This window comes from Halopseudomonas sp., assembly GCF_038130085.1.
Classification (GTDB): domain Bacteria; phylum Pseudomonadota; class Gammaproteobacteria; order Pseudomonadales; family Pseudomonadaceae; genus Halopseudomonas.
Window position 1 is genome coordinate 45,029 of record NZ_JAYPMU010000004.1, and the last position, 19,606, is coordinate 64,634.

14 protein-coding genes are annotated in these 19,606 nt (G+C 64.8%); 9 read left to right on the top strand and 5 right to left on the bottom strand.

The annotated features are described in order from the left end of the window. Positions 1 to 2 precede the first annotated feature (2 nt). The 9 genes from AAFM31_RS04440 (at position 3) to AAFM31_RS04480 (ending at position 12,850) form a co-directional block, all read left to right on the top strand. Positions 3 to 632 (top strand): tetratricopeptide repeat protein, encoded by a 630-nt coding sequence (locus AAFM31_RS04440; protein ID WP_341706706.1) that lies wholly within the window; start codon positions 3 to 5, stop codon positions 630 to 632. Between the two features lie 3 nt (positions 633 to 635). Continuing rightward, positions 636 to 1,298, top strand: a complete 663-nt coding sequence (locus AAFM31_RS04445) for a response regulator (RefSeq protein ID WP_341706707.1) — start codon at positions 636 to 638, stop codon at positions 1,296 to 1,298. Then, the gene (locus tag AAFM31_RS04450) at positions 1,295 to 2,668 is read left to right on the top strand and encodes an ATP-binding protein (RefSeq protein ID WP_341706708.1); all 1,374 of its coding nucleotides are present in this window, start codon (positions 1,295 to 1,297) and stop codon (positions 2,666 to 2,668) included. The genes AAFM31_RS04445 and AAFM31_RS04450 overlap by 4 nt, the downstream gene beginning before the upstream one ends. A gap of 104 nt (positions 2,669 to 2,772) precedes the next feature. Continuing rightward, on the top strand, positions 2,773 to 3,546 hold the full coding sequence (locus AAFM31_RS04455) for an SDR family NAD(P)-dependent oxidoreductase (RefSeq protein ID WP_341706709.1): 774 nt from the start codon (positions 2,773 to 2,775) through the stop codon (positions 3,544 to 3,546). 77 nt (positions 3,547 to 3,623) lie between these two features. Then, entirely contained in the window at positions 3,624 to 8,006 is a 4,383-nt protein-coding gene (locus AAFM31_RS04460) for a PAS domain-containing protein (protein ID WP_341706710.1), read from the top strand. A gap of 9 nt (positions 8,007 to 8,015) precedes the next feature. Beyond that, positions 8,016 to 9,638, top strand: a complete 1,623-nt coding sequence (locus tag AAFM31_RS04465) for an ATP-binding protein (protein WP_341706711.1) — start codon at positions 8,016 to 8,018, stop codon at positions 9,636 to 9,638. Between the two features lie 77 nt (positions 9,639 to 9,715). Continuing rightward, positions 9,716 to 10,099 (top strand): response regulator, encoded by a 384-nt coding sequence (locus tag AAFM31_RS04470; protein WP_341706712.1) that lies wholly within the window; start codon positions 9,716 to 9,718, stop codon positions 10,097 to 10,099. Continuing rightward, on the top strand, positions 10,092 to 11,714 hold the full coding sequence (locus AAFM31_RS04475) for a diguanylate cyclase (protein ID WP_341706713.1): 1,623 nt from the start codon (positions 10,092 to 10,094) through the stop codon (positions 11,712 to 11,714). The genes AAFM31_RS04470 and AAFM31_RS04475 overlap by 8 nt, the downstream gene beginning before the upstream one ends. After that, positions 11,711 to 12,850, top strand: a complete 1,140-nt coding sequence (locus tag AAFM31_RS04480; protein ID WP_341706714.1) for a response regulator — start codon at positions 11,711 to 11,713, stop codon at positions 12,848 to 12,850. The genes AAFM31_RS04475 and AAFM31_RS04480 overlap by 4 nt, the downstream gene beginning before the upstream one ends. Here the strand turns inward: AAFM31_RS04480 and AAFM31_RS04485 are convergent. From AAFM31_RS04485 to AAFM31_RS04505, 5 genes are all read right to left on the bottom strand, one after another. After that, entirely contained in the window at positions 12,843 to 13,880 is a 1,038-nt protein-coding gene (locus AAFM31_RS04485) for a nitronate monooxygenase (RefSeq protein WP_341706715.1), read from the bottom strand. The two genes, AAFM31_RS04480 and AAFM31_RS04485, sit on opposite strands and share 8 nt — an antisense overlap. 124 nt (positions 13,881 to 14,004) lie before the next feature. Then, on the bottom strand, positions 14,005 to 15,960 hold the full coding sequence (locus AAFM31_RS04490; protein WP_341706716.1) for an acetoacetate--CoA ligase: 1,956 nt from the start codon (positions 15,958 to 15,960) through the stop codon (positions 14,005 to 14,007). Further along, a complete protein-coding gene (locus AAFM31_RS04495) occupies positions 15,957 to 16,865 on the bottom strand; it encodes a hydroxymethylglutaryl-CoA lyase (RefSeq protein WP_341706717.1) in 909 nt (302 codons plus the stop codon). The genes AAFM31_RS04490 and AAFM31_RS04495 overlap by 4 nt, the downstream gene beginning before the upstream one ends. Further along, on the bottom strand, positions 16,862 to 18,799 hold the full coding sequence (locus tag AAFM31_RS04500) for an acetyl/propionyl/methylcrotonyl-CoA carboxylase subunit alpha (protein ID WP_341706718.1): 1,938 nt from the start codon (positions 18,797 to 18,799) through the stop codon (positions 16,862 to 16,864). Before AAFM31_RS04500 ends, AAFM31_RS04495 begins: the two co-directional genes overlap by 4 nt. Further along, positions 18,792 to 19,592 carry a gamma-carboxygeranoyl-CoA hydratase gene (locus tag AAFM31_RS04505; RefSeq protein ID WP_335615361.1) on the bottom strand — a complete coding sequence of 267 codons (801 nt, stop codon included), beginning with the start codon at positions 19,590 to 19,592 and terminating at the stop codon, positions 18,792 to 18,794. Before AAFM31_RS04505 ends, AAFM31_RS04500 begins: the two co-directional genes overlap by 8 nt. Between the last annotated feature and the right edge of the window lie 14 nt (positions 19,593 to 19,606).

Consider the following 19,606-nt stretch of genomic DNA (forward strand, 5'->3'; position numbering starts at 1 on the left):
TCATGTCCATTTGGGTTCGTTACCTTCTCGCCGGCCTGCTGGCCAGCTTCAGCCTCGGCACGCTGGCCGCTGACATCGCCCCACTGCAGCAGCGCTGGGCGGAAATTCAGTATCAGTTGCCGGATAACCAGAAGTCCGCCGCCTTCGAAGCGCTGGCCGCCGAAGCCGAGCAGGCGCTGGCGCAGGAGCCGAACGACGCTCCGCTGCTGATCTGGCGCGGCATCATCCTCAGCAGTTGGGCCGGTGCCGACGGCGGGCTGGGAGCCCTGGGCAAGGTCAAGGAGGCCAAGAGCCTGCTCGAACACGCCCTGCAGATCGACCCGCAGGCGCTGCAGGGCTCGGCCTACACCAGCCTGGGCGCGCTCTACTATCAGGTACCGGGCTGGCCGATCGGCTTTGGTGACGACGAGCAGGCCGAGGCACTGCTGAAGCAGGCGCTGGCACTGAACCCGGACGGCATCGACAGCAATTACTTCTGGGGCGATTACCTGATCGACCAGAAGCGCTATGCTGAAGCCCGCGCCGCGCTGCTCAAGGCCCAGGCAGCTGCACCGCGCCCTGATCGCCCGTTGGCCGATCAGGGTCGCCAGGCCGAGATCCGCGCCCGACTGGATAAACTCGCCAACAGGTAACCCATGCGACTGCTGCTGGTAGAAGACGATACCTCCCTCGCCGAGGGCATTCTCACCTCGCTCAAGGGCGAGGGCTACACCCTCGACTGGCTGCAGGACGGCGCCAGCGCGCTGCACGCCCTGAGCAGCGAGCCCTTCGATCTGGCCGTACTGGATCTGGGCTTGCCGCGCATGGACGGTCTGCAGGTGCTGCGTGAACTGCGTGACCGCCATCAGGCCGTGCCGGTGCTGGTGCTGACCGCCCGCGATGGCATTCAGGACCGTATCGCCGGGCTCGACGCCGGTGCCGACGATTACCTGATCAAGCCCTTCGATGGCGCAGAGCTGAAAGCCCGGATCCGCGCCCTGCTGCGGCGTAGCGCCGGCCGTGCCGAACCGCTGATCCAGCTGCGTGGCGTGACCCTCGACCCGCAAAGCCAGCAGGTCAGCTACGACGGCAAGCAGGTCAATCTGTCGCGTAAGGAGTTCATCCTGCTGCACGAACTCATGGCCCAGCCCGACCGTGTGCTGACCCGCGACCGGCTGGAGCAATCGCTGTACGGCTGGAACGAAGAGGTCGACAGCAACACCCTGGAAGTCCACATCCATCACCTGCGCCGCAAGCTGTTCAGCGGTCTGATCCGCACCCTGCGCGGCGTCGGCTACATGATCGAGCGCGACGCATGAAATCGATCCGCAAACGCATCCTGATCCGGGTGCTCGGGCTGCTGCTGGCCGGTACCCTGATCATGGGTTTGGCCAGCTACCACGACTCCACCCACGAGGTTGAAGAGCTGTTCGACGCGCAGCTTGGGCAGAGCGCGCGGGTGCTCATCGGCCTGCTCAGCGCCTCCCAGGGCCGCGTACCGACCGAGCAACTGGCCCAGGCGCTGCTGGAAACCAATGGCGAGCATCCAAAGCTCGGCCATCGCTATGAAAGCAAGCTGGCCTATCAGGTACGCGATGCCAAGGGCGCGGTGATCGCCCGTTCGTTCAACGTACCGCAGCTGACAGACGCCGACTGGCAACCGGGGTTTGCCGACCTGCAGCAAGAAGAATTCCAGTGGCGCGGATACGTGCTGGAAGCACCGGACAGCGGCCTGGCGGTGTGGGTCGGCGAACGCAGCGATGTGCGCGGTGAGCTGGTCAGCAAGATCGTGCTTGGCACCCTGGTGCCCGATCTGCTCGGCATTCCGGCGATGGTGCTGCTGGTGTGGTTTGCCATCGGCTCCGGGCTCAAGCCGCTGGACGAACTGGCCCGGCTGATCCGCCTGCGCGAACCCAACAGCCTGCAACCCATTGTGCTCAGCGATCTGCCGCGCGAGCTGGAGCCAGTGCAGGCGGCACTGAATCGCATGCTCGAACAGCTGCATCAGTTGCTGGCTCGCGAGCAGCGCTTTATCGCCGATGCCGCCCACGAACTGCGCACCCCGCTGGCAGTGCTGAGAATTCACGCGGAAAACGCCATGCAGGCAGTCGATGAGACAGAGCGAGCGCAGGCGCTGCAGCACCTGCGCCAGGGCGTCGAGCGGGCTACCCGACTGGTCTCGCAGATGTTGACGCTGGCCCGACTGGCCGACGATCAACGGCGCCAGCGCAGCCCGGTCGCGTTGCTGGAAAGCTGCCGCGATGAGGTCGCCGAACTGCTGCCACTGGCGTTGCGGCGCAATCAGGAGCTGGAGCTGGTCAGCGACAGCGGCCTGCCTGACAAGGTCGCTATGGAACCGGGCTGCCTCGGTATGCTGCTGCAAAATCTGGTTGGCAACGCCATCCAGCACGCGCCAGACGGCGGCCGGGTACTGGTCAGCCTGCAACGCCGAGCCGATCAGTTGCTCTTGCGGGTCGAAGACAGCGGTGACGGCGTACCCGAGGGCGACCGGGAACGCCTGCTGGAGCGCTTTCATACCCAAGGTAACAGTCAGGGTGCCGGCCTTGGCCTGTCCATCGTCCAGCGCATCGTCGAACGCCATCACGGCCGCCTGCTGCTCGGAAACAGCCCACTTGGTGGTCTGCTGGTGCAGATCAGCCTGCCCATCGAGCTGCCTGCGACCGGTTGATCGCGCATCATCACCCAGACGCCGCAAACTGGCGTGCGGCGACCACTTGGTCGATACTCCTGCGCACTTGAACAGCAGTCCAATAACAACAGGAGATTCGTTTCATGACCACCTCGCGCTTCGACCTGACCGGCAAAACCGCCCTGATTACCGGCGCCTCCAGCGGCCTTGGTGCCCACTTCGCCCGCGTACTGGCTGCCGCCGGCGCCCGCGTCGTACTGGCTGCCCGCCGCGCCGACCGCCTGTCTGCGCTGGTCGAGGAACTCAAGCAGCAGGGCCATGAAGCACTCGCGGTAACCATGGACGTGACCGACGCCGACAGCGTCGACGCCGGTTTCAGCGCCGCCGAGCAAGCCTTTGGTGTCTGCGACATCCTGGTCAACAACGCCGGTATTGGCGATCCGGTGCCCTTCCTGGAGATGGACGAAGGCAACTGGCGCAGCATGCTCGATACCAACCTCGACGGCGCCTGGCGCGTTGCCCACCGCGGTTGCAAAGCGATGGCCAGCAGTGGCCAGGGCGGCAGCGTGATCAACATTGCCTCAATCCTCGGCCTGCGCGTCGGCAAGGCACTGGCCCACTACGCGGTAGCCAAGGCCGGCGTGGTGCAGCTGACCAAGGCGATGGCGATGGAGCTGGCCAAGAACGGCATCCGCGTCAACGCCATCGCCCCCGGTTACTTCCGCACCGAAATGAACTCCGACTACTTCGATACCGAGCACGGCCAGAACTACGTGCGCAGCAAGGTGCCAATGGGTCGCCTTGGCCGTCTTGATGAGCTGGATGGCCCGCTGCTGCTGCTCGCCAGCGAGGCCGGCTCGTTCATGACCGGCACCGTTATCAATGTTGACGGCGGTCACGTCAACAACAGCCTGTAACACCTCCGGCCACCGAGCGCTGGCACAGCGCTCGGCAAACCGCTATCGTCAGGCCATAAGATGTGCGGAAATCATCAATGGCCAAGCTGAAGACCTTGCGCAACGGGCGCATTGCCCTGCCGTTCGGCATCCTGTTACTAGCGCTATGCTTCCTGTTTCTTGCCCACTCCGCCTGGCAGCAGCGCGAAGCGCATTGGCGCGACCAGCTGTTCCTCGACGCCCGCGCGCAGCTCAACGGCATGCGCCACGCCCAGCAGGCCATGCGCGGCGAAGCGCAGATTGCGGTCTACAGCCTGCGCGAGGACCCAGACATCCAGCGTCTGATTCGCCGTATCTGCGTCCTGATCGACCAGCACGGCCGCGGCCATCCTGAGGTTCAGCGACTCCGAGCGCAACTGATCAGCGACCTCGATGGGTTCTGGCACCTGCTGCAGCAGGCCGGTGCCAAGGAGCTGCAGATTCATCTGGCCGCCGACCAGACCGCGCTGCTGCGCATGCAAAACCCCGAAAGCTGGGGCGACCGTCACGACGCTGCTCGCCCGCTGCTGCGCAGCGTTGCGACCAGCGGCATCCAGCAAAGCGGCCTAACCCTGCATCTGCACGGTGCCAGTGAAAGCGCCGTCGCCCCGATCCTGGCTGACGATCACCCCGACAGCCCGCCGGTCGCCACACTGCAGATCGGCTTTCCGGCCTTTACCGCCAGCCCAGCCAGCCAGAGCGAAGGCCTCGCACTGCTGATCGACAGCGCAACGCTGGCGCCCGGTACATTGCGCTCCCCCCTGCCAGCGCTGGGCCGCGGCCGCTGGCTATTGGCCGACGAGCTCGGCGGCCCGTTGCCCGATTGGCTCAGCGAGGCGTTAAGTACACTCGACAGCGAGCATCCGGAGCAGCTGTACAGCACGAGTAACGGCACCTGGCTGCTTAGCCTGATCCAGGTCGACGCGGTCACCCGCGGCCAGACCAACGGAAACAAACCCGCAGCCATGCTGCTCTGGCGAGATATCAGCGCCCGCGCTGCCGCTCATCAGCAGGAGCAGCAGCAACTGGCGGCCAAGTGGTTGCTTGCTCTGCTGGCCGCCTGCAGCCTGTTCACAGCGCTGTTGCTGTTCAGTTATCGGGCCGCACGCCGGCAGATGCTGCATCACGCCAACGCGATACGCGCCGAGAGCCGCAAGCGAGAGCGCCAGCGCCGCCTGCTGGAGATCATCGCCCGGACCCAGTCTGCGTATATTCAGCAAAATCAGATGAGCAACAGTCTGGACGAGGTGCTTGAGCCAATTCTGCAGCTGACCAGCTACCGAGTTGGGGTCCTGAGTCAGGCTATCGTCGACACCAACGGCCAACTGCAACTGCAGATTCTGGATACGCTGGATCGCCGACCAGACGCTCAGCCGACGGCCACCGCGCTGCTCACAGCGATGCACAGCGCCAGCAATGACCAACAAGCGCGGCTGATCGACAGCGACGACCCGGACCTCAACAACGCGGTGCTGCTGCCGCTGCTCTACGGCGGGCGGCTGATGGGGATGCTGGCACTAAGTCACGGCCAGCATCGGGCCGCGCCGGAATTGCTCGACTTCCTCGCGCCATTGCAGACCAGTCTCGGCCAACTGCTACACGCCATCCAGCAGCGCGAGGCGCATGAGGCTCTGCAGCTGCGCCTGGAACGCCAGCGTCTGGCGTTGCGCTCACTCAATCGCATCGCTGCCGACTTCGGCCTGTCGCATCAACAGCAACTGGAACGCTTGCTGGACCTGGGCTGCGACTATCTGAATCTCGACCTTGGGCTGGTCAGTCAAATTAGCGACAGCGTCTACGAAGTGCAGGCAGCCAGCAGCGGTGACGACAATCCGGCGCCTGGCACGCGCTTTGACTTTGAACAGACCTACTGCAACCTGACCTTCCAGCACCACGATGTTCTGGCGATCGACAGCATGGGCCGCTCCCGTTTCAACGGCCACCCGTGCTACCAATCCTTCGCGCTGGAGTGCTATATCGGCATACCACTGTTCGTCGACGGCAGACGCTACGGCACCCTGAACTTTTCCAGCGCCACACCGCGCCAGCGCCCGTTCGACGAAGTCGATCTGGACTTCATGCGTCTGTGCGCCCGCTGGTGCAGTGGGCTGCTCGAACACGCCGCCGAACAGCAGGCCCGCGAAGCCCTGCTGCAACGCTTCGCCAAGCTCCACCAGCACGTGCCCGGGATGGTCTACCAGTATCAGCTAAGCCGCGACGGACGCAGCTGGTTCCCGTTTGCCAGCGACGGCATCCGCAACATCTACGACTTGACCCCAGAGCTAGCTGCGCTCAGCGCCGATCCGGCCGTGGCACTGATTCATCCGGACGACCATGATCGAATATTGGCTGAAATCGGCGAGTCGGCCGAGCAGCTCAGCGAGTGGCGCTCCGAGTACCGCATCAACCACCCCCGCCTCGGCGAGATCTGGGTTGCCGGTTACGCCAGTCCGGAGCGGCTGGATAACGGCGATATTGTCTGGCACGGCTTTATCACCGACATTACCTCGCGCAAACGAATCGAGCAGAATCTGGCCAACGAGCAGCAGCGCCTGGCGCGGATCATCGACGCTACCGGTGTTGGCAGCTGGGAGTGGGACCTGACCAGCCACCAACTGCAAGTCAGTAGCCAATGGCTACAGATGCTTGGCTACCCGCCAGACCATCCGCAACCGCTTGAAGCCAAGACCTGGGTCGACCTGATTCATCCCGAAGACCAACCCAACGCCCGTGCACAGATGGTCGCTCACCTGCGCGGCGAGACCGATCACCTGCGCTACCTCTGCCGCGCTAAACATCGTGATGGCCACTGGGTGTGGATCCAGAGTCACGGTCAGGTCACCCACCGCGACCCCAGCGGCCATGCCCTGTGGATGAGTGGCATCCACGCCGACATCAGCCAGGAAATGGCCGCCAGCGAAGAAACCCGCGAAGCCCGCGCCTTCCTCGACGCCGTGATCAATGCCTCCACCGAGGTGGCCATCATTGCCGTCGATACCAACGGCGCGATCACCCTGTTCAACAGCGGTGCAGAAAAGTTGCTCGGCTACCGCGCCAACGAGGTTATCGGCCTGATATCACCGGAGCGTTTTCACCTGGCCTCGGAGGTACAGGAGCGCAGCATCGAGCTGACCCGGCGCAATGGCAAACCGATCGAAGGTCTTGAAGTGTTCCTGCATGAGGTCCGGGGTGGCGGCTCGGAGGTTCGGCCGTGGACCTATGTGCGCAAAGACGGCCAGCAACGTCTGGTCAACCTGACCGTCACACGCATAGATGACGCCAGCGGGGAGCCGGTCGGTTTTCTGGGCATCGCCACCGACATGACCGACTTGATCAACACGACCCGCGCCCTGCAGCAGAGCGAGTCGCGCTTTCGCAGCATGGTCGGCAACCTGCCGGGGGCAGTCTATCGTTGCGCGCCAGCGCAGGGCTGGAGCATGTCCTACCTGAGCGACGAAATTGAACGTATTACCGGCTACCCCGCCGGTGACTTCATCGACAACCAGTACCGCAGCTACGCGAGCATCGTCCACCCCGACGACCTGCAACAGCTTCAGACCCGCACCAACGTGCTTCGTCAGCAGCCGAATTTCGAATACACCTACCGGCTGATTCATGCCGACGGCCATATTGTGCAGGTCCGCGAAAAAGGTCGCGGCGAGTTCGACAGCCAGGGCCAGTTGCAAGGCGTCGACGGCTTTATCTGGGACGTCACCGAACAGGTGCGAGTCGAGCAGATGAAGGCCCAGTTCGTCTCCACCGTTAGCCACGAGCTGCGTACCCCGCTCTCCGCCATCAGCGGCGCGATCAAGCTGATCGACGGCGGGGCTCTGGGGCCGGTACCAGACAGCATGCACCGACTGCTCGGCATCGCCGTGCAGAACAGCGACAACCTGCATCGGCTGATTAACGACCTGCTGGACATGGACAAGCTGACCGCCGGCAAGCTGCAGATCGACCTGCTGCCCCACCGCCTGCAGCCGCTGCTGGAAAAGGCACTGGAACTGAACCACAGCTACGCCGAACAATTCCAGGTACAACAGGTACTGGGACAAGTGGATGACGTCGAGGTACTGGTCGACGATCAGCGCCTCGGCCAGATGCTGGCGAACCTGCTGTCCAACGCGGCGAAGTTTTCGCATCCACAGGGCCAGATCCGGCTGGATGCGCTGCGCCAGGGTGACAAGGTAGAAATCAGCGTGCACGATGACGGTATCGGCATTCCGGCGGCAGAGCAGGAACGCATTTTCGACAAGTTCTTCCAAGTCGACAGCACCAGCACACGCAAGCGCCCGGGCTCCGGACTGGGGCTGGCCATCACCCGCGAACTGGCCCGCCATATGGGCGGCGATACCGGCTTCGAATCCAGCGCTGGGGCCGGCTCGCGGTTCTGGATCAGCTTGCCGTGCAATCGCCCCGATACGCCGCCAGAGAGCGTCTAGACTCAGGTCATGAGCAAGCCATCCGGAGCCAGCGTGGACAATCAGACCCTCAACGAGCAGGCGCGCCTCGACGCTCTTCAGGCCTTGCAGATCATGGACACCCCCAGCGAGCAGGCCTTCGACGACCTGACTGCGCTGGCATCGCACTCGCTGGACGCTCCCATTGCACTGGTATCGCTGCTGGACGATCAGCGCCAATGGTTCAAGAGCCGGGTCGGCCTGGATGTCACCGAAACCCCGCGCGAACTCGCCTTCTGCGACCATACCATCCAGGATGAAGGCCTGTTTGAAATCCAGGACGCCGCCCTCGACCCACGTTTTCAGGGTAATCCGCTGGTGACCGGTGAACCGCACATCCGCTTTTACGCCGGCTACCCGATTGCCAGTCCGGACGGTCAGCGCATTGGCACTCTGTGCGTCATCGACCGCATACCCCGCCAGCTCAGTGCTCTGCAGCGCGATACCCTTGAGCGCCTGGCCAGATTGGCTGAGTTCCAGCTCCAGCTGCGTTTGAGTCTGCTGACCGCAGGTAAACGTGAACGCGACCTGGAAGACCAGCAGGCCCTCAACCGGCGTCTGCTCGACTCACTCAAAGCCGGCGTGGTGGCTTGCAACGACAAGGGCACCCTGACCCTGTTCAACACCACGGCCCAACAATGGCATGGCGCCGACGTGCTGCGGCTGCCGCCCGAGGAGTGGGCACACTACTACGATCTCTATGCCGCAGACGGTCGCACCCCGCTTATGCAAGACGAAATACCGCTGCTGCGCGCGTGGCGAGGCGAGACAGTGGAGAACGCCGAGATATGCATCGCCGCTGCCGGCCAACCGCTGCGCTACGTGCTTTGCAGCGGGGGTTTACTGTACCCCGAGCGGGGCGGCCCCGGCGCAGCCATCGTGGTGATGAATGACATCACTGAAATCCGCCATGCCAGCAACATGAAGAGCCACTTCCTGGCTACCGTCAGCCACGAACTGCGCACCCCGCTGACCGCCATCAGCGGCGCCGTCAGCCTGCTGCGCCATGGCGCAACCGACAAGCTGTCCGAGACCGGCGAGCGCCTGTTGAGCATTGCAATGGACAACAGCGAACGGCTCAACGAGTTGATCAACGATCTACTCGACATGGAAAAGCTCGAAGCCGGCAAGCTGGAGCTAGACCTGCAGCCGTATGCCTTGCGTCCGCTGATTGAGCAGGCGCTGGCCACCAATCAGCCCTACGCCGACCGTTTCCAGGTGCAATGGCAGCTCGCCAAGGACCTGACCGACGTCACGGTTATTGTCGACGAGCGCCGATTGCAACAGGTGTTAACCAATTACCTGTCCAACGCTGCAAAGTTCTCGCACCCGGGAGATACGGTTCGGATAGAGTGGCACCCAAGAGGTGACTCGGTAACGGTTCAGGTCGTTGATCAGGGCATCGGCATCGCGCGCGAACAGCAGCCGCTGCTATTTAACAAATTCAGCCAACTGGACACCAGCGACAAGCGCCAGCGCGGCGGAACAGGTTTGGGGCTGGCGATCTGCAAGGAGCTGATCGAGCGGATGAACGGACAACTGGGGGTGGAGTCAGAAGCGGGCAAGGGCGCGTGTTTCTGGTTCAGAGTCCCCGTCAAAACGCCGGATAACTGACCAAAATCCAGCAATGTGCCATCATGTTGACGTTGGTCAACGCATTATCGACATACAGAACGCAGGATACGCTGACCATGCCACTGAAACGCATCATGCACATCGAAGACGACCTCTCGATTCAGGAGGTCGCCCGCGTCGCTCTGGAGGTGGTTGGTGGATTCGTGGTGCGCAGCTGTGACTCCGGCGCCGACGGCCTGGCCGCGGTGGAGAGCTTCGCGCCACAGCTGGTACTGCTGGATGTCATGATGCCGGGCATGGACGGCCCGCAAACCCTGACAGAACTGCGCAAATTGCCGTGCATGCACGGGGTGCCAGTGGTCTTCATGACCGCCAAAGCACAGACGCAGGAGGTGGCTGCCTACCGAGATCTGGGCGCCGCCGGGGTGATCATCAAGCCGTTTGACCCGATGACTCTGTCAGATCAGATTCGCGCGATTTGGGAACAGAAGCATGCATGAATCAGAGCAGCTGGTCGCCCAGCTGGCCGTCCTGGAAGAACGTTTCCGCCAGCGCCTGAACGACGAGCTGGATGCCCTCAACCAGCTCGCCAACCAGCTGCAAACCAACCCCGCCGCGCTGCAGGATCTGCGCGACCGTCTGCACAAGCTGGCAGGCTCATCCGGCACTTTCGGCTATGCGAAGCTGGGCGAGCGCTGCCGCGAACTGGAAGTGCAGGCGCAAGCCGAGCTGGACGCCCCACAGCCGTCGCCACAGGCACTCGACGCACTGGGCATCGCCACCCAGCACCTGCACCTGCTGCTGCAACATAACGAAAACAGCCAAGACGAACCGCAGCGCCTGGAACCACTGAGCAGCGACGACGGTGAGCAGCGCCACATTGGCCTGCTGATTCAGGACCCGGCGATGCGTGAACAGATGGAGCGTACCCTGAGCAGCTTCGGCTACCAGATCAGTTGCTTTGCCACCCCAGCGACGATGCAAGGTGCGGGGCTGGATGCGGTTATCATCGATGCCAGTCCGCCCGGCAGTCGCCTGCTGGAGGACACGATCTTTCACAAGCCCTGCGCCCAGGCACTGCCGCTACTGGTCATCAGCTCCCAGGACAATTTCCATAGCCGACTGCAGGCGGTGCGAGCCGGCGCCACCGGCTTTTTTACCAAGCCAGTCGATCTGCCAGAGCTGGAAAGCCGCCTTGAACGCTGCTTCAACACCCAGCAGGGTGGCCCGTTCCGGGTTTTGATCGTGGATGACGACACCGAACTGAGCGCCCGCTATGCGCTGGTGCTGAGCAACGCCGGCATGTTGATCGATACCCTGTCCGACCCTAACCAGCTGCTCGACAAGATGCATAACTTCAGCCCGGAAGTGGTGCTGATGGACCTGAGCATGCCGGAATACAGCGGCCCCGAGCTGGCTCAGGTGATCCGCCTGAACGACGACTGGCTGCGGGTGCCGATTGTCTATCTGTCGGCGGAGACCAACGCCGAGCGGCAGATGTCGGCGCTGCTCAAGGCTGGCGACGACTTCATCACCAAACCGATCAGCGACAGTGCCCTGCTGACCACCGTCTATGCCCGCGCCCAGCGCGCCCGCATGGTCAGTGACGCGCTGGCCCGGGACAGCCTGACCGGCCTGCTCAAGCACGCCGACATCAAGGAGCAGGTCGAACTGGAAGGCGAGCGGGCACAGCGCAGCAAAACGCCGCTGGCGATCGCCATGATCGACATCGACCACTTCAAACAGGTCAATGACCAGCACGGCCACGCCAGCGGCGACAGCGTCATCCGCGCTCTGTCCAACCTGCTGCGCCAACGCCTGCGCAAGGTTGATCGGCTGGGCCGCTACGGTGGCGAAGAATTCGTTGCCGTGCTTCCCGGCTGCAGCCAGCAGGATGCCGTCAACATCCTCGACAACATCCGCCAGGCCTTCGAGGCCCTGCAATTCTCTGCTGAGCAGAGCCAGTTCAACTGCACCTTCAGTGCCGGCATCAGCACCTGCAGTGCTCCTGAGTGGGATACCAGCGCCCTGCTGGAGCAAGCCGATCGCGCGCTCTACCATGCCAAGAAAGCGGGACGCAACCGCATCTGCACCGCTGGGGAAGAGCGCGATTGAAAGCCATCATCGTTGAGCAGGACCCCTGGATTGCCGAACTGCTGCGCTCGGTACTGCGCGATCTGGGCGGCATTGAAACCCGCCTGTTTGATAACGGCGTCAGCGCCCTCAATCACCTGCGCAGTGACCGTGTTGATCTGCTGATCGCCGACCAGCAGCTGAGCGACCGCAGCGGCCTGGACTTGGCCCGTGACGTCGCGCGCCGCGCCCCACGCAGCGTGCGCGTGCTGATTACTGCCAGCATCAACCGCCAACTGGTACTGGACGCACGGGCCGCGGGCGTCGCCGACCTGATCGTCAAACCGTTCAAGCTCGATGATCTGCGCAAGCGGCTGGCTCGGCTGCTGCAGCGGGATCAGGAAGGCAGCGCTGCTGCAGGCAATATCGGCGACCTGGACGGCTTTCTGCAGGCCCGCCTCAAGCAACCGATTCGTCTGGCCTGGACCACACCCGAACGCCAGCACGATGCCGCGACGCTGCCACAGCAGACAAGCCGATCCGACTATTTGACTCTGGCGCGCAATGAACCCCTGCTGGCGCTGGTCAGTATCAATCGCGCCAACCGCGAAGGCCTGCTGCGCGGCCGCGACGGCGCCTGTGTCAGCCTCGAAGAAGCCTTTGACCAGCTCGGTCAGGCCACCTGCACCGAGCTGGCAAAACGCCTGTCCCGGGCACGCATAGCACTCGAACACCCAATCCTGCAGCGCCTGGCTGCCGGATTCATTGCCGAACGCGAAGCCCTCGGCCAAGCCTTGAAACGTCTCAGCGCGCATCAGTCGATTGCCGCTGGCCCGCTGGATACGGCGGTAAACTTCTGCCGCTTGGGCGAAATGGCCGTTATCTGCGCCATTCAGCACTACCTGAACTACGGCCAGCAGGCCGATGACGAAACCATCAAACAGATGGTAAACCATTACGCCGCGCCCTTCGGCAACCAGATCAAGGCCCAGCAGCAACTGCCATTCCTGCTCCGCGAGCTGACCGGTTCACTGTTCCAGCTGCCGCAGAGCGGGCTGCGCAAGGATCGCATCCTGATGCGCATCGCCGCACTGGAAACCGGGTTCACCAGAGCCGACCCGACTCAGCTGCAACAGTTACTCAGACTGATCGGCCGCGACCGGGTCGACGTCAACTAGCCGCCATCAGCGAGCGAGTCAGGCTTTCGGCTGGCTCGGCGCGGCAACCCGCCACATTCTGTCCAGCCCACAATGGCGAAAAATCGCCGGTTCCGGCTTTCTCTGCCGCCGCGCGCAGCGGCGCGATCGCCGTGCCGGCCAGCGGAAAGGGCGGCGGCACATCACTCATCGGCCCCAACTCACGCATCACCCGGTTGACGATGCCACGGGCCGCGCCACCCGAGAACAGGTTGGTAAGCGCGGTGTGCTGCGCCGCCTCGCTCTGCAGCGCCGCCCGATGCAGCGCGCTGGTGGTCGCCTCCGGGCAGAGCAGGTAGGCGGTGCCCACCTGCACTCCGGCGGCACCCAGCGCCAGTGCCGCCGCAACGCCATTGGCGTCGGCAATGCCGCCAGCGGCGATCACCGGGATATCCAGCGCCGCCACCAACTGCGGCAGCAGGGCGAAGGTCCCCATCTGCCGGCTCACATCGGTCGATAGAAAATGGCCGCGATGACCACCCGCCTCTAGCCCCTGAGCGATCACCGCATCGGCGCCGTTGGCCTGCAGCCAGCGCGCTTCAGCCACGGTCGTGGCGCTCGACAGGACCTTGCCACCCCAGCCCTTGATCCGCTCGATCATCGCCGCTTGCGGCAGGCCGAAGTGAAAGCTCACCACTGGGGGACGGTAAGGGCTGATCAGCTCAAGGGTTTCGGCATCGAACGGGCGGCGACCGGCGCCGGGTTGAATGCTGTCGATGTCCAACCCGAACTCGGCGTAGTAGGGCGCCAGTGCGGCGCGCCAGGCCTGTTCACGGGCCTCATCAGCAGCTGGAGTCTGGTGGGCAAAGAAGTTCAGATTCCACGGACCGGCCGCCTCGCGCTGCAGCACCTCCAGCTCCGCGCGCAGGGCATCGGCACCGAGCATGGCACAGGGCAACGAACCCAGCCCACCCGCGCGGCACACCGCCAGCGCCAGCGCGCTGTTCTGCACCCCCGCCATCGGCGCCTGAATCAATGGCAATTCGGTACCCAGCAGATCGGTCAATTTCATCCAGCGTGCTCCATTTCGCGGTGAGTGGCGCCGCAAACCATAGCACGCCGGGAGGGTCGAGCTCCCGCTCGACCAGCGACCTCCGCTGCAACCACGTGGCCGAGTGGGAACTCGGCCTTCCCGGTCAGTGCTGCAACTCAGGCAACTCCCGGAACAGCGCCAGCGCCTCGGGGTTGGCAAGCGCGTCGGTGTTTTTCACCGGCAGCCCGTGCACCACGTTGCGCACCGCCAGTTCGACTATCTTGCCGCTGCGGGTGCGCGGGATATCGCTGACCGCGATGATCTTCGCCGGCACGTGGCGCGGAGTGGCGTTGGCGCGGATGACCTGGCGGATCTCGGCCTCCAGCGCCGCATCCAGCGTCACGCCGTCACGCAGGCGCACAAACAGCACCACCCGCACGTCGCCCTGCCACTGCTGGCCGATGGCGAGCGACTCCAGCACCGCTTCGACCTTCTCGACCTGCCGGTAAATTTCCGCGGTGCCGATACGCACCCCGCCCGGGTTGAGCACCGCGTCCGAGCGGCCATGGATGATCAACCCGCCGTGCGGGGTCTCTTCGGCGTAATCGCCGTGCGCCCAGACGCCGGGGAAGCGCTCGAAGTAGGCGGCGCGGAAGCGGCTGCCGTCTTCGTCCTTCCAGAAGCCGAGCGGCATGGACGGGAAGGGTTTGCTGCAGACCAGCTCGCCCTTACCCTCGGCAAGCCGCTGACCGTCGTCATCCCACACCTCAACCGCCATACCCAGGCCCTTGCACTGCAGCTCGCCACGCCAGACCGGCGCGGTCGGGTTGCCGAGAGCAAAGCAGGAGACGATGTCGGTGCCGCCGGAAATCGACGACAGGCACAGGTCCGGTTTGAAGCTGCGGTAAACGTAATCGAAGCCTTCGTGCGCCAGCGGTGAACCGGTCGACAACACCGCCTTCAGGCGGATCAGCAGGTGGCTGCGGTTGGGCTCGACCCCGGCCTTTTCCAGCGCGGCGAGATACTTCGCGCTGGTACCGAACACGCTGATGTTTTCCGCGTCGATCAGGTCGATCAGTCGCTCGGCAGAGGGCTCAAATGGCGAGCCGTCATACAGCACCAGCGTCGCGCCCAGCGCCAGCCCGGAGACCAGCCAGTTCCACATCATCCAGCCGCAGGTGGTGAAGTAGAACAGCACGTCCTCACTGCCCAGATCGGTGTGCAGGCCGTGTTCCTTAAGGTGCTGCAGCAGGGTGCCGCCAGCGCCATGGACGATGCACTTGGGCACCCCGGTGGTGCCGCTGGAATACAGAATGTAGAGCGGTTGGGCAAAGGGCAGGGCGGTGAACGCCGGGCTGCCGGCCGGCTGGCTGACGTCATCCCAGTGGGCGGTCGAGACCACCGAGGCAAACTCCGCCAGACACGGCTCCACCCCGCCGTAAGGCACGATGATCAGTTGCTGCAGGCCGCCCAGCTGCGGCAGGATTTCCGCCAGCTTGCTGCTCATGTCCAGTTGCTTGCCGGCGTAGCGATAACCGCTGCAGGCAATCAGCACCCGCGGTTCGATCTGGCCGAAGCGGTCGACCACGCCCTGCGCACCAAAGTCCGGCGAGCAGGATGACCAGACCGCGCCGATACTGGCCGCCGCCAGCATGCCCACCACCGTCTGCCAGGTATTGGGCATCAGCGCCGCAACACGGTCGCCGGGCTGCACGCCGAGCGCCAGCAAATGCTGCTGCAGCCCGGCCACCCGCGCGGCCAGTTCGGCGTAGCTCAGCTGTTCACGCTGGCCGTCTTCGCTGATCGCCACCAGCGCCGGATGCTCATCGCGCCGGCGCAGCAGGTGAGCGGCAAAATTCAGCTCTGCACCGGCAAACCACTGCGCGCCCGGCATAGCATCCGGGTTATCCAGCACCCGCTTGGGCGGCGTGCTGAAGTCCACCGCAAAGAAGTCGGCCACCGCCTGCCAGAAATCGGCTACCGCGCTGACACTCCACTGATGCAGCGCGGCGTAATCGGCCAGCGCCAGAGCGTGGCGCTGATTAACGAAACGCCGGAAGGCATCCATCCGGCTGGCCGCAACCCGCTCGGGCGCCGGCCGCCACAAGGGTTCGCTCATGCCTGCTCCCGCGCCAGCAAGGCCCGCGCCACGCGCGAGCCGTTGGTTTTGCCGAGCACGTTGCAGATGTGCTGACCGGCCTGCACCAGCGCGGCCATATCGACGCCCGTCTCGATCCCCAGCCCGTTGAGCAGGTAGAGCACGTCTTCGGTGGCGACGTTGCCGGTCGCGCCCTTGGCATACGGGCAACCGCCCAGCCCGGCGACCGAGCTGTCGAACACCGCCACGCCTTCCAGCAGGCTGGCGTGAATGTTCGCCAGCGCCTGCCCATAGGTATCGTGAAAATGCCCGGCCAGCAAGCTGCGGTCGATATCGCGGCCAACCACCTCGATCAGCCGCCGGGTATCACCGGCGGTGCCAACACCGATGGTGTCACCCAGCGACACTTCGTAGCAGCCGCTGTCGAGCAGCTCGCGGGCAATCGCGGCGACCTGCTCCGGCGCCACGTCACCATCAATCGGGCAACCGAGCACGCAGGAGATATAACCGCGCACCCGCACGCCGTGCTCCCTGGCCGCCGCCATAATCGGCTCGAAGCGCTGCAGGCTCTCGGCAATTGAGCAGTTGATGTTCTTCTGGGAAAACCCCTCGCTGGCCGCGGCAAACACCGCTACTTCCTTCACACCGGCTTCCAGCGCGCCCTCAAACCCCTTGAGGTTGGGCGCCAGCGCCGCGTAGGTCACGCCGGGCTGTTGCTGGATCGCGGAAAATACTTCGGCCGATCCGGCCATCTGCGGCACCCACTTGGGCGAGACGAAGCTGCCGACTTCGATATAACTTAGCCCGGCAGCGCTCAGATCATCGACCAGACGTACCTTGTCGGCGACACTGATCGGCTGTTTTTCATTTTGCAGGCCATCGCGCGGGCCCACTTCGACCAGTCGCACCTGTTGCGGCATGCTCATGCCGTTGCCTCCTCAGCAAGCGGTTGCAGCGCCACCAGCACCCGGCCTTCTTCGACCAGGTCGCCCTCGGCGCAGTGAATCGCCGTGACCTCGCCGGCCTCGGCAGCGCGAATACTGTGCTCCATTTTCATCGCCTCGACCACCACCAGCAGCTCGCCGGCAGCCACCTGCTGACCCGGTTCGACCAGTACCCGCACCACGCTGCCGTTCATCGGTGCGGTCAGCCCGCCGTGGCCGTGTTGCAGCGCTTCCACCTCGCTGATCGGGTCTACCAACGTGACCCGCTGCAGCTGCCCGTCCCACTCGACAAACAGCCACTGACCGCGGCGCTGCACGGCGTGGCGACGGCCATCGACCAGCAACTGATCACCCAAAAGGCTGACACCGGTAGCGGGCAGGGCGCGCGCCTCGGCCTCGCCACAGCGCAGATGCAGGCGCTGCTCGCACGCCAGCCCAAGGCGCAAGCCGCAACCGGCAGCCCAGGGGCTGTGCGGGTCATCGACGCGCGCAGCGCTGGGTGCCGTCAGCAGCCAGGCACGCGCGGCCAGCGCCCAGAAGGCGTCGGGCAGCGGGGCAGGCGCGGGCAGCAGGGCGTCGGCATGCCGAGCGATAAAGCCGGTATCCAGCTCGGCGGCGGCAAAGGCCGGATGCGCCAGCACCCGACGCAGGAAGGCGAGGTTGCTGTGTACCCCGCCCAGCTGCTGCTCGGCCAGCATCGCCAGCAAACGGCGGCGGGCGGTTTCCCGGTCTTCACCCCAGGCAATCAGCTTGCTCAGCATCGGATCGTAAAACGGCGAGACCCGGTCGCCCTCAACCACCCCGCTGTCGACCCGCCGCCCAACGCCCGCCACCGGTTCGCGATACAGCGTCAGCTCGCCACTGGCGGGCAGAAAGTCCTGCTCCGGGTCTTCGGCATACAGCCGCACTTCAATGGCGTGGCCGCGCAGCACGATCTGCTCCTGGGTCAGCGGCAGCGGCTGCCCTTGAGCCACACGCAGCTGCCAGGCGACCAGATCTTGCCCGGTGATCAGCTCGGTCACCGGGTGCTCGACCTGCAGACGGGTGTTCATCTCCATGAAGAAGAACTCGCCGCGGGCGTCGAGCAGAAACTCCACGGTACCGGCGCCCACGTAGCCGATGGCGCGTGCGGCGGTTACCGCCGCCTCGCCCATCGCCCGGCGCAATTCGGGCGACAGGCCCGGTGCCGGCGCTTCTTCCACCACCTTCTGGTGGCGGCGCTGGATCGAGCAGTCGCGCTCGGCCAGATACACCGCGTTGCCGTGCTGGTCGGCAAACACCTGAATCTCGACGTGGCGGGGCTGCAGCACGTATTTCTCCACCAGCATGCGCGCATCGCCGAAGGCGGCCTGCGCCTCACGCTGGGCCGACGAAAGCGCCTCGGCCAGCTGTGCCTCGCTCTCGACCACCTTCATGCCCTTGCCACCGCCACCGGCCGCGGCCTTGAGCAGCACCGGGTAACCGATCTTGGCGGCTTCGACGCGGAAGGTCTCCAGCGCCTGATCGGCGCCGTGATACCCAGGCACCAGCGGCACCCCGGCGGCGTCCATCAGCGCCTTGGCCGCCGACTTGCTGCCCATGGCGTCAATCGCGCTGGCGGGCGGGCCGACGAAGATCAACCCGGCGGCGTCGACCGCGCGGGCGAAATCGGCGTTCTCAGACAGAAAGCCGTAACCGGGGTGAATCGCATTGGCACCGGTGGCCTTGGCCGCGGCGATGATCGCCTCAACCCGCAGATAACTCTCGCTCGGCCGCGCGCCACCCAGGTTGACCGCCTGATCGGCGCAGCGCACGTGCAAGGCGTCGCGGTCGGTATCGCTGTGTACCGCCACGGTGGCGATACCCAGCTCGCGCGCGGTGCGCATGATGCGGCAGGCAATCTCGCCGCGGTTGGCAATCAGCAGGGAATCAATCATGGCTCGCGCACCAGTCAGGTTGGCGTTTTTCCAGGAAGGCCGACAGGCCCTCCTGACCTTCGGGGCTGATCCGCACCCGGGCAATCGCTGCCTCGGTGTAGCGGCGCAGCGGGGTGCTCATTTCACCGAGCCCGACTTCCTGCAGCAGCGCCTTGGTGGCCATCATCGCCTGCGGGCCGTTCTGCAGCAGGTTGCCGACCCACTGCGCCAGCGCCGCGTCCAGCTCGGCCGCCGGATAACACTCGGCCAGCAGCCCCAGTTCGCGGGCGCGCAGACCATCAAAGCGTTCAGCGGTCAGCGCATAGCGGCGGGTAGCGCGGGCGCCGATGGCCTGGGTGACATAGGGGCTGATCACCGCTGGCAGCAGGCCGATGCGCACCTCAGACAGGCTGAACAGCGCATCCTCGGCGCCAATCGCCATGTCGCAGCAGCTGATCAGCCCGAGCGCGCCACCAAAGGCCGCGCCCTGCACCACCGCCAGTGTCGGCACCTTGAGCTGCGCCAGCGACGCCATCAGCTGTGCCAGCTCGCGGGCGTCGTCCAGATTGGCGTTGTAATCCAGCGCCGCGCAGTCGCGCATCCAGGCCAGATCGGCACCGGCGGAGAAGTGCTTGCCGCGGCCGCGCAGCAGCATGAAGCGCACCGCCGGGTTAGCCGCCACCGCATCCAGCGCATCCAGCAGCTCGCGGATCATCTGGGCGTTGAAGGCGTTGTTCTTGTCAGGGCGCGCCAGCCAAAGGGTGGCGATGCCCTGCGCGGAAAATTCCAGTTCCAGGGTGTGGTACTGACTCATGGTCGTCATCTCGC

Excerpts from the sequence above, each read along its gene's own strand:
- AAFM31_RS04500 (WP_341706718.1), bottom strand. The coding sequence starts at position 18,799 with ATGATTGATTCCCTGCTGATTGCCAACCGCGGCGAGATTGCCTGCCGC.
- AAFM31_RS04505 (WP_335615361.1), bottom strand. The coding sequence starts at position 19,592 with ATGAGTCAGTACCACACCCTGGAACTGGAATTTTCCGCGCAGGGCATC.
- AAFM31_RS04465 (WP_341706711.1), top strand. The coding sequence starts at position 8,016 with ATGAGCAAGCCATCCGGAGCCAGCGTGGACAATCAGACCCTCAACGAG.
- AAFM31_RS04440 (WP_341706706.1), top strand. The coding sequence starts at position 3 with ATGTCCATTTGGGTTCGTTACCTTCTCGCCGGCCTGCTGGCCAGCTTC.
- AAFM31_RS04460 (WP_341706710.1), top strand. The coding sequence starts at position 3,624 with ATGGCCAAGCTGAAGACCTTGCGCAACGGGCGCATTGCCCTGCCGTTC.
- AAFM31_RS04470 (WP_341706712.1), top strand. The coding sequence starts at position 9,716 with ATGCCACTGAAACGCATCATGCACATCGAAGACGACCTCTCGATTCAG.
- AAFM31_RS04490 (WP_341706716.1), bottom strand. The coding sequence starts at position 15,960 with ATGAGCGAACCCTTGTGGCGGCCGGCGCCCGAGCGGGTTGCGGCCAGC.
- AAFM31_RS04495 (WP_341706717.1), bottom strand. The coding sequence starts at position 16,865 with ATGAGCATGCCGCAACAGGTGCGACTGGTCGAAGTGGGCCCGCGCGAT.
- AAFM31_RS04475 (WP_341706713.1), top strand. The coding sequence starts at position 10,092 with ATGCATGAATCAGAGCAGCTGGTCGCCCAGCTGGCCGTCCTGGAAGAA.
- AAFM31_RS04445 (WP_341706707.1), top strand. The coding sequence starts at position 636 with ATGCGACTGCTGCTGGTAGAAGACGATACCTCCCTCGCCGAGGGCATT.
- AAFM31_RS04450 (WP_341706708.1), top strand. The coding sequence starts at position 1,295 with ATGAAATCGATCCGCAAACGCATCCTGATCCGGGTGCTCGGGCTGCTG.
- AAFM31_RS04485 (WP_341706715.1), bottom strand. The coding sequence starts at position 13,880 with ATGAAATTGACCGATCTGCTGGGTACCGAATTGCCATTGATTCAGGCG.
- AAFM31_RS04455 (WP_341706709.1), top strand. The coding sequence starts at position 2,773 with ATGACCACCTCGCGCTTCGACCTGACCGGCAAAACCGCCCTGATTACC.